The sequence below is a fragment of the Paraburkholderia unamae genome (assembly GCF_003096875.1).
GTDB lineage: Bacteria > Pseudomonadota > Gammaproteobacteria > Burkholderiales > Burkholderiaceae > Paraburkholderia > Paraburkholderia unamae.
The window spans coordinates 51,424-65,877 of sequence record NZ_QEOB01000013.1 but is presented as its reverse complement, the minus strand read 5'-3'; the positions used below and the strand labels follow the sequence as shown (position 1 = coordinate 65,877).

14 protein-coding genes are annotated in these 14,454 nt (G+C 65.1%); 9 read left to right on the top strand and 5 right to left on the bottom strand.

Translation table 11 applies throughout. The annotated features are described in order from the left end of the window. Positions 1–15 precede the first annotated feature (15 nt). A complete protein-coding gene (locus C7402_RS25925) occupies positions 16–750 on the top strand; it encodes a response regulator transcription factor (protein ID WP_116612702.1) in 735 nt (244 codons plus the stop codon). A 125-nt stretch (positions 751–875) separates the two neighbouring features. Here C7402_RS25925 and C7402_RS25920 read toward each other — a convergent pair whose 3' ends face one another. Together C7402_RS25920 and C7402_RS25915 are read right to left on the bottom strand one after the other, a co-directional pair. Then, positions 876–1,154, bottom strand: a complete 279-nt coding sequence (locus C7402_RS25920) for a hypothetical protein (protein WP_112170962.1) — start codon at positions 1,152–1,154, stop codon at positions 876–878. A gap of 176 nt (positions 1,155–1,330) precedes the next feature. Beyond that, positions 1,331–1,663 (bottom strand): hypothetical protein, encoded by a 333-nt coding sequence (locus C7402_RS25915; protein WP_116612701.1) that lies wholly within the window; start codon positions 1,661–1,663, stop codon positions 1,331–1,333. Between the two features lie 224 nt (positions 1,664–1,887). On the opposite strand from C7402_RS25915, the gene C7402_RS25910 reads away from it, so the two are divergent. Beyond that, positions 1,888–5,058 (top strand): transglycosylase domain-containing protein, encoded by a 3,171-nt coding sequence (locus tag C7402_RS25910; RefSeq protein WP_116612700.1) that lies wholly within the window; start codon positions 1,888–1,890, stop codon positions 5,056–5,058. Positions 5,059–5,176: 118 nt separating this feature from the next. On the opposite strand, the gene C7402_RS25905 is transcribed toward C7402_RS25910, so the two are convergent. Continuing rightward, complete coding sequence (locus tag C7402_RS25905) at positions 5,177–5,704, bottom strand: YMGG-like glycine zipper-containing protein (protein ID WP_116612699.1); 528 nt, start codon at positions 5,702–5,704, stop codon at positions 5,177–5,179. Between the two features lie 25 nt (positions 5,705–5,729). Next, entirely contained in the window at positions 5,730–6,113 is a 384-nt protein-coding gene (locus C7402_RS25900) for a hypothetical protein (protein WP_116612698.1), read from the bottom strand. 52 nt (positions 6,114–6,165) lie between these two features. Between C7402_RS25900 and C7402_RS47075 the strand changes: the two genes are divergently transcribed. The 7 genes from C7402_RS47075 (at position 6,166) to C7402_RS25870 (ending at position 13,531) form a co-directional block, all read left to right on the top strand. Beyond that, positions 6,166–6,339 (top strand): hypothetical protein, encoded by a 174-nt coding sequence (locus C7402_RS47075; protein WP_165842000.1) that lies wholly within the window; start codon positions 6,166–6,168, stop codon positions 6,337–6,339. A 192-nt stretch (positions 6,340–6,531) separates the two neighbouring features. Then, positions 6,532–6,996 (top strand): DUF2844 domain-containing protein, encoded by a 465-nt coding sequence (locus C7402_RS25895; protein WP_116612697.1) that lies wholly within the window; start codon positions 6,532–6,534, stop codon positions 6,994–6,996. A gap of 16 nt (positions 6,997–7,012) precedes the next feature. Beyond that, positions 7,013–8,548, top strand: coding sequence for a DUF3443 family protein (locus C7402_RS25890; protein WP_133254557.1), 1,536 nt, complete (start codon positions 7,013–7,015; stop codon positions 8,546–8,548). Positions 8,549–8,944: 396 nt separating this feature from the next. Next, a complete protein-coding gene (locus C7402_RS25885; protein WP_112170969.1) occupies positions 8,945–10,642 on the top strand; it encodes a methyl-accepting chemotaxis protein in 1,698 nt (565 codons plus the stop codon). A gap of 15 nt (positions 10,643–10,657) precedes the next feature. Then, a complete protein-coding gene (locus C7402_RS25880; protein WP_116612695.1) occupies positions 10,658–11,500 on the top strand; it encodes a CheR family methyltransferase in 843 nt (280 codons plus the stop codon). Beyond that, positions 11,484–12,026, top strand: a complete 543-nt coding sequence (locus C7402_RS25875) for a chemotaxis protein CheD (protein ID WP_116612694.1) — start codon at positions 11,484–11,486, stop codon at positions 12,024–12,026. The genes C7402_RS25880 and C7402_RS25875 overlap by 17 nt, the downstream gene beginning before the upstream one ends. A gap of 14 nt (positions 12,027–12,040) precedes the next feature. Continuing rightward, positions 12,041–13,531: a chemotaxis protein CheW gene (locus tag C7402_RS25870; protein WP_116612693.1), complete on the top strand. Its 1,491-nt coding sequence runs from the start codon at positions 12,041–12,043 to the stop codon at positions 13,529–13,531. 18 nt (positions 13,532–13,549) lie between these two features. Here the strand turns inward: C7402_RS25870 and C7402_RS25865 are convergent, their stop codons facing one another. Next, the gene (locus C7402_RS25865; protein ID WP_116612692.1) at positions 13,550–14,290 is read right to left on the bottom strand and encodes a TetR/AcrR family transcriptional regulator; all 741 of its coding nucleotides are present in this window, start codon (positions 14,288–14,290) and stop codon (positions 13,550–13,552) included. Between the last annotated feature and the right edge of the window lie 164 nt (positions 14,291–14,454).

The window sequence follows — 14,454 nt, the reverse complement described above, 5'->3', positions numbered from 1 at the left end:
TGAGAGGACTTCATCATGCGTATCGCGATTTTTCAGCGCGACGCTGTACACCGCCAGCAAATCGAGCGGGTTCTGACGCAATGCGGCCACGCGTGCATGCCGTTCAGCGAGCCGCTCATGCTTGCCCGGACGCTCGCCGCATCGACCGTGGACATGCTCGTGCTCGACTGGCAGGGTTCGCGGCTGGCGGGCTCGGAGCTGGTGAAAACGTTGCGCGCCGTGAACGGCAGCCAGATTCCGGTGCTGTTCGTTTCGGAGGACATGTCGGACGAGAGCGTGGTGCGCGCGTTCTCGGTCGGCGCCGACGACTATGTGTGCCTGCCGGTTTGTCCTTCCGTGCTGCGCGCGCGCGTGAACGCGCTCCTGCGCCGCGCGTTCCCCGACCGCTACGACAACACCACGATCCACGCCGGGCCGTACCACTTCGACATGCGGCGCCAGGCGGTCAGCGTGCACGGCAAGCCCGTGCTGCTGTCCAGCACGCAATACCGGCTCGCTTCGCTGTTTTTTGCGAACATCGGGCGGGTGCTCTCGCGCGACCACATTTATGCGATGGTGTGGGGCCGCGAGTTGCACACGCTCACGCGCACGATCGACAGCCATGTGTCGCGCCTGCGTCTGTTGCTCGAGATCGACGAGCCGAACGGTTTCCGGCTGCAACCGGTATACAAGAGCGGCTACCGGCTGCTGCGCCTGCAAGACGAGGCAGCGGCGCTCACAAGCGAAGGCGAGGAACTGGAGCCGGCCTGATCCGGGTTCAGGCAAGCGCGGCTCGCGCAGCTTGAGGCACACAACAAGCAAACAAAAAGGGCGGCGGCACGTCAAGCGTGCCGCCGCCCTTTTGCGTAATGTGTGCCGGCGCGGTGCCGGGCGCGTCAGCGCGCGAGGCCGAGCCCTTGCAGAATCGCGTTGCCTTCCGAAGTGAGGCGGATACGCGATGCGCCGGCATCGTCCATGACCGGCTCGACGAGGCCCGCTTCCTGGAGCATCGGAATTTCGGGTTTCGCCTGCGCGTCGATCGGCGCGTGCAGCAGCAACAGGAGCGTGGCGAGCTCGTGGTGGCTCAGCAGCCGGCGCAGCAGCGTGCGGCGTGCGGGCTTCGCTGCCGGCGTAGCGGCGCTCGTTGCCTGGTTCTGCGGTTCTTGCTGGTTCACGGGACCTCCTGCTGCGTTCGTTTCTTTTCGGTCAGCGCATGATGCTGACGAAGACTTAAGCGATTCTTAAAACCGCCCGCCAAAATGTGTCACGGCGCTACAGCGCGTAACGTCACGTAAGAAGATGTAATCGAACCAGGCGCGCTGCGCCGCGCTGAAAGCCCGGCGTCAAAATTTCAGGGCGCGCAGGTTTTGCTCGCCCCCTCGATCCACAGGTTCGAGGCGTGGCGCTTGCCCGCGTAATAGCGGTAGGTGGTCGTGCCGTTGTCGGCGCGGATCTTGATCACGTTCGAGTCGCCGAACTCGAGCATCTGGCCTTGCGGCAGCGGCGAGGTCGAGAAGCTGGCGCCGTGGTGCGTCGCTTCCACGGTCAGGCAGGAGATCACGTCCTGAACCGACCGGTTAGTCGTGGAATCGATCACCGGCTGGCCTGCATCCGGATTGCTCTGGAACCACGCGCACGCGCCGAGGGTGAGCGAGAGGGCAAGGGGTACAGCGAGCTTCTTCATATTTCTCTGATCTCGTACGAAGGCTACGGGAAGCCGATCATTATATCGGGAGCATCTCGCGTGCCACGTCCCCGACGTCAAACTGTCACGCGCCAGGCATAGGTGTTGCGGCAGTGCGACGTGCGTGCGCCGCCCGTCATACCGGCACGCAAGAACTTACGGAGCGAGATAGACTATCTTAGGGGTGCCGTCTCGAAGTCTGACGTGACGTCAGGAGAATACGCATGAACCGCCCGTCGGTACGCTTTCCTCTCCGCGCCACTGGCGCTGGCTCACTCTTGCGGTGGGTCAAGTGGGGATTCGTCGTCGCGTTTCTGGCCGCCCTCATCATCGTCGCGCGCATTGTCCAGATCGAGATCGACACGTCGCGCCTCCAGGCGCGCTACCTCTCCGAACTCACGCGCGACATCGGCTACACCGTCGAGAGCGGACCGAGCCACAGCATCCGTTTTCCCACCACGAACGGCCCGTATGACGTGCGGCTCGGTTACGCGCAATTGCCCGTATTCGAGAGCCGGCTTGCCCAACGCGGTTTCACGATCGCCGCCCAGGCGCGCGATTCGGATCGCATGATCGCCGTGGCCGACCAGGGGCTTTTCCTGCCTTACGAAGAAAAGGATCAGGCCGGCATCGTGCTGCGCGATTCGACCGGCGCGATGCTGTTCCATACGCGCTATCCGCAGCGCGCCTACGAGAATTTCGACGCCGTGCCGGCGGTCGTGCGCAATTCGCTGCTTTTCATCGAAGACAAATACCTGCTCGCCGAAGACCAGCCGAACCGCAACCCCGCCATCGACTGGGGCCGCTTTAGCCGCGCGCTCGTCGACCAGGGCGTGCGCATCGTCGACCGCCATCAGCAGACGCCGGGCGGCAGCACGCTCGCCACGCAAATCGAGAAGTTCCGCCACTCCGCGGGCGGGCGCACCGCCACGCCGCCGGAGAAGCTGCGCCAGATCGCGTCGGCCTCGGTGCGCGCCTATCTGGACGGCCCGCAGACCATGCCCGCGCGCCAGCAGATTCTCGTGCACTACCTGAACTCGGTGCCGCTTTCGGCCAAGCCGGGTGTGGGCGAAGTCAACGGTCTCGGTGACGGGCTCGCCGCGTGGTACGGGCGCGACTTCCGCGAAGTCAACCGCATCCTGCGCGCGCCGATTTCGGAGGGCACGCTCGACGAGCAGGCGCTCGCATTCCGCCAGGTGCTCTCGCTGCTGATCGCGCAGCGCGCGCCTTCGTACTTCCTGCAAAAGAACAACGAGGCGCTGGCGAAGCTCACCGACAGCTACGTGCGCCTGCTCGGCGCGGGCGGCGTGATTCCTCCCGCGCTGCGCGACGCCGCGCTCTCCGCGCAACTCACGCTCGACCGCTCGAAGCCGCAACCGCGTGCGCCGGTTTCGTATGTCGAGCGCAAGGCGGTGCTGACGTTGCGCACGCAACTCATGCAGGCACTCGGTCTGACGACGCTCTACGACCTCGACCGACTCGATCTCTCCGCCACGGCGACGCTGAACGACAGCGTGCAGCAGGCCGTGAGCGACCGTCTTGCCGACGCCGCGACGAAGGACGGCGCGCGCCAGGCGGGCCTCGTGGGCTTCGAAATGCTGCGCCCCGCCGACGACCCTTCGAAGATCGCCTACAGCTTCACGCTGTTCGAGCGCAGCAACGGCGAGAACCTCGTGCGCGTGCAGACGGATAGCGTGAACGAGCCGTTCGACATCAACTCGGGCGCGCGGCTGAACCTCGGCTCGACGGCCAAGCTGCGCACGCTCGTGACGTATCTCCAGATCGTGACCGCGCTGCACGACAAGTACGCCGACCAGGACGCGAAGACGCTGCGCGCCGCGCTGCCGCAGGTCGATCCGAGCGATGCGCTCACGCGCTGGGCGATCGACTATCTCTCGAAGACATCGGACCGCTCGCTGCCCTCGATGCTCGAAGCGGCTGTGGAGCGCAAGTATTCGGCCAGCCCTGGCGAGACCTTCTATACGGGCGGCGGCGCGCAGAGCTTCAACAATTTCGAGTCGAGCGACAACGCGCAGATCCTCACCGTGCACCGCGCGTTCCAGCACTCGGTGAACCTCGTGTTCGTGCGGCTCATGCGCGATATCGTGCACTACGAAATGATCCAGACTTCGGGCCCGCCCGCGCAGTGGCTCGACGACCCCGCCGTGCGCAGCCGCTTCCTCACGCAGTTCGCCGACGGAGAAAGCCAGGTCTACATGAAGCGCTTCTATACGCGCTACGCGGGCAAGAGCAACGACGAGGCGCTGGCGACCCTGTTGCAGCACACGCGCAAGGGTCCGGCGCGCATTGCCACCGTGTTGCGCAGCGTGAACCCTGGCGGCACGCAGCCGTGGTTCAACGCACAGATGCGCGCGCAACTGAAGAACACGAAATTCCAGTGGCTCGACGACGAAGACCTCGCGCACTATTACGACAAGTACGCGATCGACAAATTCGACCTCAATGATCGCGGCTATATCGCGGGCATTCATCCGCTCGAACTGTGGCTCCTGAACTATTTGCGCGCGCACCCGGATGCGACGCTCGCACAAGTTCAGCAGGAGAGCCACGATACGCGCCTTTACACCTATAAGTGGCTGTTCAAGACGAAGTACCACGCCACGCAGAACCGGCGCATTCGCCACATGATCGAGTTGCGCGCGTACGACGCAATCGGCAAGTCATGGCGCGCGCTCGGCTATCCGTTCGACAGCATCACGCCTTCCTACGGTGCGGCGATCGGCGCTTCGGGCGACCGGCCGGCGGCGTTGGCGCAGCTCATCGGCCTGATCTCCAGCAACGGCGAAAAGCTGCCGACGCATAGTTTCGATTCGCTCGAATTCGCGCGCGGCACGCCTTACGAAACCCGCTTCGTGCACGCGGCTACGCCGCCGCAGCCGCTGGTCTCGCCGGAGATTTCACAGGTGGTGCGCGAGTTGCTGACATCCGTGGTGGAGGGCGGCACGGCCAAGCGGCTCGCTGAAGGCTTGACGCTGCCCGACGGCAAGACGCTGCCCGTGTACGGCAAGACCGGCACCGGCGACCAGCGTTTCAATGTGTATGCGCCGGGCGCGCGGCTCATCGAGTCGCGCAAGGTGAACCGCAGCGCGACCTTCGTGTTCGTGATCGGCGACCGCTTCTACGGCACGCTCACGGCCTGGGTGCATGAGCCGTATGCGGCGCGCTACACGTTCACGAGCGCGTTGTCGGTGCAGTTGCTCAAATCGCTCGCGCCGGTGTTGCAGCCGCTGCTCGAAACGAAGTCGAAACCCGACGGCGGCGGCAAGCTCGATGCCGTGCATGCCGCCCAGCAGATGACGCTCATCGACACGCAAACGGGTGAAATGCGCCGCGTGGTGTGGAACGGCAAGACGCTCGACTTACCCGCGAAATAATATTCGGAATGCAAAGTAAAACGCGCGCTCGCAGCAAGCGTGGCGCGCGTGAGTTTGACCGCTGCACGAAACGCGAGGCCGGCGCATGCGCGCTTGCCTCGCGTTTTCCTTTACAGCGTCAATACCCGCTCGGCGGCGGCGGGGGCGACCCTGGCGGGGGCGGCGGCAAAAAGCGCTGCTGCGGCGCGCTCTGGAATTGCTGGGGTTGCGTCATCACCATGTTGCCGGGCGCGGGAATGCGGTTGCCCGATGCATACATGCATTGCAGATAAGCGTAGTCGTAACGGCGTTGCACGTCCCACGACGACCCTTGTGCGTTGCCCATGCCGACCGCGCTGCCCGCGAGCAGGCCCGCGCCCGCGCCGATGGCCGCGCCCTGCCCGCCGCCGAATGCCGCGCCCGCGGCGGCGCCAAGCGCCGTGCCGACCACGGCGCTGCCTACGCCGGAGGCCGTGGCCGCCTGGTTGGTGGAGACGCCGCCCACTTGCTGGAAGGCGAACTGGCGGCAGTTGAAGTCGTCGGCGCGGAACTGGTCGAAGGTCTTGCCTGTGCCCGGCAGCGCCATCACGCTCGGCCCGGTTGGGACCACGGCGCAGGCGCTCAGCAGCCCTGCCGTGGCGAGTAGCGCGAGATAGGTGTATTTCATGTGCGGCTCGATATCGTCAAGGTGTTCAGTTCGAGGGCGCCGGCTGGGCGGGAACCGCGCGCCAGCCCGACGTGCATTGCTTCACATACGGATAGTAGGTTTTCGTGGCGTCGCAGTAGAACCAGGTGTCGCTGTTTTCCTGCTGGTTGTCCGCCATATCGGGGCCTTGCGGGTCCATTGCGGGCGCGCCGCCTTGCGGATCGCCCTGCTCGATATAGTCGGGCGCCTGCGGCGCGGGCGGCGCGACGATGACGGGCGGCGGCCCGTAGTAGTAGGGCGCGGGCGCAACCGGGTAGTAGTAGGGTACGCCGCCGCTGACGAACACGCCGACATGCGCCGCGTGCGCCGCGCCCGTCGCGCCGGCGAGCGCGGCCGCAACGGCGCCGAGTAACAGTTTGGACCTTCTCACACAGGATCTCCGGAAACGGGCGGGCAGGGGCAACGGCGCACGCCCGCCAATTATGAAACGCTATGACATTGGCGCGATCAATGCAATTACGCGCGTTGCACCGATTTTTCGAGTTGTTACAGGTTTTGCCGTGATTGCGGCGCCAAAAGCCGCCCGCGTTGTGAACGGCGCGCAACGGCTTGCTTCGTGGTCTCTGTTTGCGCAAACGCGCGCCGCCTGCCTGTAACAATTGGATAGCGAAGTCCCCGCTGTCTGCTGACCCGGCTATGCGGGTCCGCACGACGCGTCATACCCAAACATATCAAAAAGCAATTTCGACTTTCTGCATGTAGGCCGTCCGTCAGCTTGACATAGACTCTTGACGCTTGACGGTCAGAGCGCGACGTCGTGCGCTTCTATAAATAATAAGGACTACGACATGAAGAAAAATCTTACTTGTCTTATCACGGGATCGCTGCTCGCGGCGTCGCCGGCCTGGGCGGCGCTAGGCGGTGCGCCGACCTACGCGGGCGTGCGCAGCGCGCCCGAGGCTCGTCTCATGGCTGCGGGCAAGACCGCGACCGCCCCCTACACCGTCAATACCACGACGCTCGCGAACGGCACGACGATCCGCGAATACCTCGACGCGAAGGGCGTTGCTTTCGCGGTGTCGTGGCGCGGCCCTCGCATCGGATCGCTCGAAACGCTGCTCGGCGGATATTTCCCGGCCTGGCAGAAAGGACTCGCCAGCGCACAGGCCGCACGCGGCGGCGGCTATGGACCCGTCGCGGTGCGTGAGGACGATCTCGTCGTCGAGTCGGGCGGTCATATGGGCGCGCTGACCGGCCGCGCGTGGCTACCGAAGGCGCTGCCGCAGGGCGTCACAGCCGACCAGATCCAGTAATGCAACGGGGAACGCAATGAAACGAATCGCAGTGATTTCGGCGCTCATGCTGAGCGTCGCGCTGGCCGCATGCGGCGGTGGCGGGGACAGCGGCGCACCGGCGACAACGGGTGCGGGCACAACCGGCGGCAAGAACGCAGCCGGGCCGGCCGATGGCAGCTCCGGCGCCGCGGCGTCAGCGCCTTCGGGGGCATCGGCAGCGGGTAACGGCAGCGGCGCTCCGGCCGCTGGCGCTTCAGGTTCGGATAACGCATCGGGCGCGGCATCGGCGGGTGGCGCATCCGGAAGCACCGCATCGGGAAGCACCGCATCGGGAAGTACCCCATCGGGAAGTACCCCATCGGGAAGTACCCCATCGGGCGGCTCCGGCACGGGCGATTCCGGCTCGGGCGCGCCCGACGCCGCTGCTTCCGGCACCGCCGCCAACCCTGGCGGCGGCGCAACCGCCGATCCGGGCAACACGGTTCCCGTGCTGGTTTCCTCGGCAACGGGCGTGCGCAACTTCCCGCTCGTGAGCGTGACGATCTGCCAGCCGAACAGCAGCGCGCGCACCAACTGCGCCACGATCGACAACGTGTTGCTCGACACCGGGTCGTTCGGCCTGCGCCTCTTTGCGTCGACCATCCCGCCCGCGACCCTGGCCGCGCTTCCGGTGCAAACCGATGCCGCTGGCGGGAACCGCGTAGGCGTGTGTGCGGCGTTCGGCTCCGGTCATACGTGGGGCAGCCTGCGCAACGCCGACGTCAAGCTCTCGCAGGAAATCGCGGCCGCCGTGCCGATCCAGGTGATGAGCGACCCGGCCATTGTTTCCGCGACGCCGGACGCCTGCGTGTGGAACACGGCGCTGAGCTCGCCGGCCGTGCTGGGCGCGAACGGCATTCTCGGCATCGGCACGGCGCGCTACGACTGCGGCCCCGCATGCGCCGCTTCGCCGCTCGCGGGCTACTACTATGCCGATGCCAATCCGGCCAAACCCGTTGCGATACCGCTCGCCCGCCAGATCATCAATCCCGTCGCGCTGTTTCCGCTCGACAACAACGGCGTGATCGTCGAAATGCCCGCGGTCGCGTCGCGCGGCGCGAGTTCGGTAAGCGGCACGCTCACGTTCGGCGTCGATACCCAGGCGAACAACGCACTGAGCGGCGTAGGCGCCACGGTGCTGGCGACGGACAGCTACGGCAATTTCGTCGCGAAGTACAGCGGCACGAGCCCGGTGCCGGGGTTCATCGATTCGGGGTCGAACGTGATATTTTTTGACGACACCTCGATCATGCAGTTCAACGGATTCTTCGCGCCGCCGGGCGAATGGACGCGCAACGTCGTGCTGAACGACGCCACGGGCGCAAGCGAAAGCGTGACGGTGAATATTGGCAACGCGATCGCGCTGCTTGCCTCGCCCAACTTCGCCTTCAACAACCTCACCGCCTACATGGCGCAGACGGTCGATCTCGGCTTCCCGTTCTTTCTGGGCCGCAAGGTCTACTACGGCATCGAGGGTTCGCGTTCGGCAGGCGGCGGGACCGGTCCCTATGTGGCCTACATGACCCGCTAACCGCACGGCTCATCCCCAGCACTGAAAGCGCACTGAAAAGTGCGCTTTTTTCTTTATGAAGGACTGGAAACATACCGCTTAATGAGTTTCGAATATTAATTATGCAAAATGATATTTATATTACGAATCGTTCATTGAATGAGAGGCTGCAATGCGGCGCCCGCATCCGTGGACAAATCAACCATTCGTGCGCTTTTCCGGGGGCGAAGAAAACGTTTGCCCTGGAAGAACCCCTGGTCAAGTTGACTGTGGAAGCGCCGTTATAGCACCGGTAAGAGAGGGCACGTTCGCGTGTGAGAAGCACACAAAATAATCTGAGAGAAACCGACCGCACAGTGCGGGAGGCTCGCCGGAATCCGAAGCGATTCGAAAGCAAAACCAAAGCGAGGGAAGACCATGGAACAATCGACGCCGGACCGGCAGCTCGAATTTCTCGAATTGAGCGCGGTCAATGCCGCTTTGCATCGCGTGCAGGCCGTAATCGAATTCGATCTTCAAGGCAACATTCTCCACGCCAACGACAATTTTCTCGCCACGCTCGGCTATACGCTCGAGGAAGTGCGCGGCAAGCATCACCGCATTTTTTGTGATCCTGACTATGCTCGAACCGAGGCCTACCGCCAGTTCTGGGAACGCCTGGGCCGCGGCGAGTACGATCGCGGCGAGTACCGGCGTTTTGGGCGCGGCGGCCGGGAAATCTGGATCAACGCCTCGTACAACCCGGTGATCGGCGACGACGGGCGGCCTTACAAGGTCATCAAGTTCGCCACGGACATCACCGCGGTCAAGCAGCAGCATGCCGAATACGAGGGGCGCTTGCGCGCCATCGACAAGGCACAGGCGGTGATCGAGTTCGACACGGGCGGCATCGTGCTCCATGCGAACCAGAATTTCCTCGACACGCTCGGCTACCGCCTGGAGGAAATTCTCGGCAAGCATCACCGCTTGTTCTGCGAAGAGGCGTACGCGGGCAGCCCCGATTATCGCGAGTTCTGGGCCAAGCTCAATCGCGGCGAATTCGACTCGGGGCGCTACAAGCGCATTGCCAAGGGCGGGCGCGTGGTGTGGATCCAGGCGACCTACAACCCGATCTTCGACGTGAACGGCCGCCTCTACAAGGTCATCAAGTTCGCCAACGACGTGAGCGCCCAGGTCGAACTGGAAGAGAGCGTGAAGCTGCGCGCGCAGGACGATCAGCGCAAGGTCGAGAAACTGCTCGCGGTCGTGAGCCGCGCGGCGGCCGGCGACCTGACGGGCGCGGTCGAGGTGAGCGGCGAGCAGCCGATCGACCAGCTTGCCGCCGGGATCAAGGGGATGATGACCGATCTTGCGGGCGTGATCGGCAAGGTGGTCGAATCGGCCGGCACGTTCAAGGGCTCGTCGCAGGATATCGCGGCGCGCGCGGACACCGTGGCGAGCGGCGCGCAGTTGCTCGGCGCGACCGTGGAGGAAATGAACGCGTCGATCGAGGAGCTGACCGCATCGATCAATTCGATTGCCGACAATTCGCGCGGCGCCGATCAGCTTGCCAAGGACACCCAGCAGGAAGCCGAACGCGGCGCGAAAGCCGTGACCCGTTCGATCGAGGCGATGGAACTCATCAACCGCTCGTCGGAGGACATTGCCGAGATCATCAAGGTGATCGGCGAGATCGCGAGCCAGACCAACCTGCTCGCGTTCAACGCCGCGATCGAGGCGGCGCGCGCGGGCGAGCACGGCTTGGGCTTCTCCGTGGTCGCCGACGAGGTGCGCAAGCTGGCGGAACGTTCCTCGCAGGCCACCAAGGAAATCTCGAAGCTCATCAACGAGTCGGTCAAGCGCGTGGCGCAGGGCAGCGAGATTTCGAAGCAGGCGGGCGAGGCGTTCGAGAAGATCGTGGCCGGCGTGAGCCGCACGACGCAAGCCATTTCGGAAATTTCCTGCGGCGCCGACGAGCAACTCATCGCCGCGCGCGAAGTGAGCGCCGCGATCCAGCAGGTGGCGGAGGAAACCGAGAAGTCGGCGGGCGCGTGCGACACGATCGCGCGCGCTGCGGCCTCGCTCAGGGGCGGCGCGGAAGGGCTCGACACTACGGTGGCGCGCTTCGTGGTGTGAAGCCCGGAGGTGGCAGTGGATATCGATCAGGATGCCGAACCGGCGGTGCGCCGCGCGCTGTTCGAGCAGGTGCGCCGTCATACGGGCATTGCGATGAACGAGCGCAAGTGGACCATGCTCAAGGGCCGCTTGCGCCGCCGCATCATGACGCTCGGCTTGCCCGACTATGGCGACTACCTGCGCGTGCTCGACACGAGCGCGGACGAGGTGCGTGACTTTATCGATCTGGTCACGACGAACGAAACGTCGTTCTTTCGCACGCCGCGCATCTGGGAGTATCTGGCGTGCGAATTCCTGCCGCGGTGGAGCGCGGCGCGGCCCGGCGAGAGCTTGCGCATCTGGTCGGCGGCGGCTTCGAGTGGCGAGGAAGCGTGGACGACAGCCATGCTTTGCGAGGAGCGCCGCGCGCAGCATCCCGCGTTGCGCTACGCGATTGTCGGCACCGATATCTCGGACGGCATTCTCGCGAACGCGCGCGCCGGTCACTACGGCGGGCGCAGCATGGAGGGGGTGCGCCAGCAGCGGCCCGAACTCGTGCAAAAGTATTTTCGCAGCGACGCCGCCGGCATTACCGTCAACGACACCCTGCGTGCGCAGGTGACGTTCCGTCGGCATAACCTCTACGACACGCCGCGCGATCTCGGCGCGTTCGACCTGGTGTTGTTGCGCAACGTGCTGATTTATTTCGATCTCGAAGGCCAGAAGGCGGTGCTCGCAAACGTGCGTCGCGCGATGCGGCCGGGCGCGGTGCTGATCGTGGGCGAGTCCGAGTCGCTCAGCCGCGTCGCGACCGGATTCGCCTTCGAGCAGCCGCTCATCTATCGCAACGAGGAGCGTGAGCATGAGCAACCCGCATGACGTGCAGGTGAGAATGTGCGAGATCGCCGTGAGCAGCGGCGAAGATGCGAAGATCCTGCGTGCGACGCTGGGCTCGTGCGTAGGCATTGGCTTGCTGTGGCGCTCGCGCGGAACCTACGGGCTCGCGCATTGCCTCTTGCCCGAGCCGATGGGCGTCGCGCGCGGCGCGGCGCCTGCCGCTCCACAAGCGGGCAACGGCGCGAAATACGTGATCGAAGCGTTGCCGAAGCTGCTGGCCATGATGCACGCGGATGGGGCCGCCGAGGGGGAAATCGAGGCCGTGCTCGCGGGCGGCGCGAACATGATGCACCACCGCACGACGATACACGAACCCATCGGAGAACTGAACGTTCGCATGGCGCGCCAGATGCTCGCCAATACGCGCCTGAAAGTCGTGCATGTCGACGTGGGCGGCGAGTGCGGACGCCAGTTGACCATCGACTGCGAGCAGCATCACTACGCCGTGCGCCATTTCTCGCGCACCGCCGCGCCGCAGCCGTCAACGTCGTCCTCGCCTTTGGCCTGATACGGAGTCACGAGATGAGTCTACGTTCGCTTGCAGCGGGGCCGAATATCGAGCTTTACGGCTCGTTTCATCTCGCGGGCGCCGAATTGGCATTGCCGGTTGCGGCGTTGCAGGAAGTGGTCAACCATCCCGAGGCGCTCACGCCGGTGCCGCTCGCGCCGCCGTACCTGCTCGGGCTGTTCAACCTGCGCGGCACGCTGATTCCCGTGGTCGATCTGCGGCAGTTGCTGAACTTGCACGCGCAAAGCACGAGTGCGACGCGCAAGGTGGCCATCGTCGAGACCGGCGGCGTGCGCGTGGGGCTCCAGTTCGACGCCACGGGCGAGATCCTGCGCGTGCCGCGCGATCAGGTCATCGCGCTCGCCACGCCCGAGGGCGGCACGCCCGCCGCGATCGGCGCGGTGCTCAAGCTCGACGGCGGCGAACGCATTTTGCAAGTGTTGGCGCCCGCCGTGCTGCTCGGCTTGCGCGACGTGCCGCATCTCGCGCAAACGGCGCCGCGTGTGAGCGAACGGCGCGCGCACCAGGGGCAGCGGCGCCAGAACGTGTCGTTCAAGGTGGGGGGCACGGCGCTCGCGCTGCCGATGGACGCGATTCAGGAAATTATTCGCGTGCCGCCGTTGCAGCATTCGCCGCTCGCCGACGAGGTGTGCATCGGCATGCTGAATCTGCGTGGCGCGACCATTCCGGTGCTCGATTTCGGCGCGTTCCTCGGCTTCGCGCGCGAGCGCGCCGAGGATGCGCGCGCGGACGAACGGCGCATCGTCGTGCTTCATCGCAACGATCTGCACTTCGGCTTGCTGGTGGACGAAGTCGCGAGCATCGTGGCGTACCACGACGAGGAACTGCTCGCCATGCCGACCTACGGCGGCAACGCGCAACGCGCGCTGTTCGCGGGCTATCTGGCCGCAGAAGGACGCGCGGGCGTGCTACTCATGAACGCGACCGCGCTATTCGACAACGAACGCATCGTTGCGCTGGCCGTTGGGCATCGCGATCTGTACCGCAACGCGCTGGCGCAGGCCGAGCAAAAGCGCGGTGCGGGCGCGCGGCAAACGCTCGTCACGTTTCGCATCGGCCAGTTGATCGGCGTGCGCATTGCGCAATTGCGCGAGGTGATCGACTATCGCGACGATATCGTGAGCACGCCGGGGCTGCCCGAATTCGTGCGCGGCGTGCTCAACCTGCGCAGCGTGCTCGTGACCGTGATCGACGTGCGCGGGATGTACGGCATGCCGCCCTATGAGGATCTGTCGCGCGCGAAAGTGCTTATCGTCGAATACGAGCGGGAAAAGTACGGACTGCTTGTCGATGCGGTGGAGGACATCGTCACGCTCAATGGCGCGGCGCAGCTTGACATGCCGTCGGCCTTCACGCGTGGCGAGAACACGCGCGTGCATAACGACATGCACGAAGCCGTGGAACTGCCGGGGAAAGGCACGCTGATGCTGCTCGATCCCGCTTGCCTTTGCGCTCGTGTGGCGCAAGCGGCGGCGGCGGTCTGAAGAGGCGGGCGCGGCGCGTTATGCCGCGGGAGTCTTGCGCGCCGCGCGCTCGCGCTCCAGCCGGTGCAGCGCCTCGCCCACGTCCTGGCTGAACTGCGCGAGCGCGGCGAGTTCCAGGTTGGGCGGCTGGAGGGCCGACCAGAGGGCGTCCACGAGCCGGTCGGCGGTGGCGTCGATATCGGTGCGGCGGTTGGCGAGCGTCGCATCCCACAGCACGTGCTCCATCGGCCCGAACACCAGGGAACGCAACAGGCGCAGCGGCAGGTCGGTGCGGATCTGGCCGTTCTCCTGGCCGCGCGCGAGCACGCGCATGAGCGGCGCCGTGTAGCGGCGCTGCATCTCGGTGAGCGCCTCGCTCAGGTCGTGGTGGCGCGTACGGCCTTCCGAGAGCACCAGCTCGCAAATGCCGGTGCCGCTTTCCAGCATCAACTGCAAATGCATGCGCACGATGAAAGCAAACTGCTGGCGCACGGTGCCGTCGCGCGGCAGTCCGCCTTCGATCGCCGCGATCGATTCGTCATACCAGTCGCCGATCACGCGCGCACACAACTCCCGTTTGCCCCGAAAGTAGCTGAACACAGTCGCCTCGGACACCCCGAGCCGCTGGGCGATCTCGGCCGTGGTGGCGCGTGCGTAGCCCTTTTCGGAGAACACATCGCGCCCCGCCTGGAGGATTTCGCGCACGCGCTGCTGCGACTTGCGGCCCGCCGGCTGGCGGCGCGACGCGGGCAGGACGGCTTTCTGGGCGTCGGCTTGCATGTTGAGTTCGATTCAGTTTACGTCTGGGATGAAATCCATTATCGGTGAAAGAATCGCGTTCAGACAAGGAAATTTCGTCTTTTCAAGAAGTTGAGCGACGCTCAAAAATACCTATTGACGTTAACGTAAATGTGGCGTGAAATGTGCGTCCATGGGGCGAGATA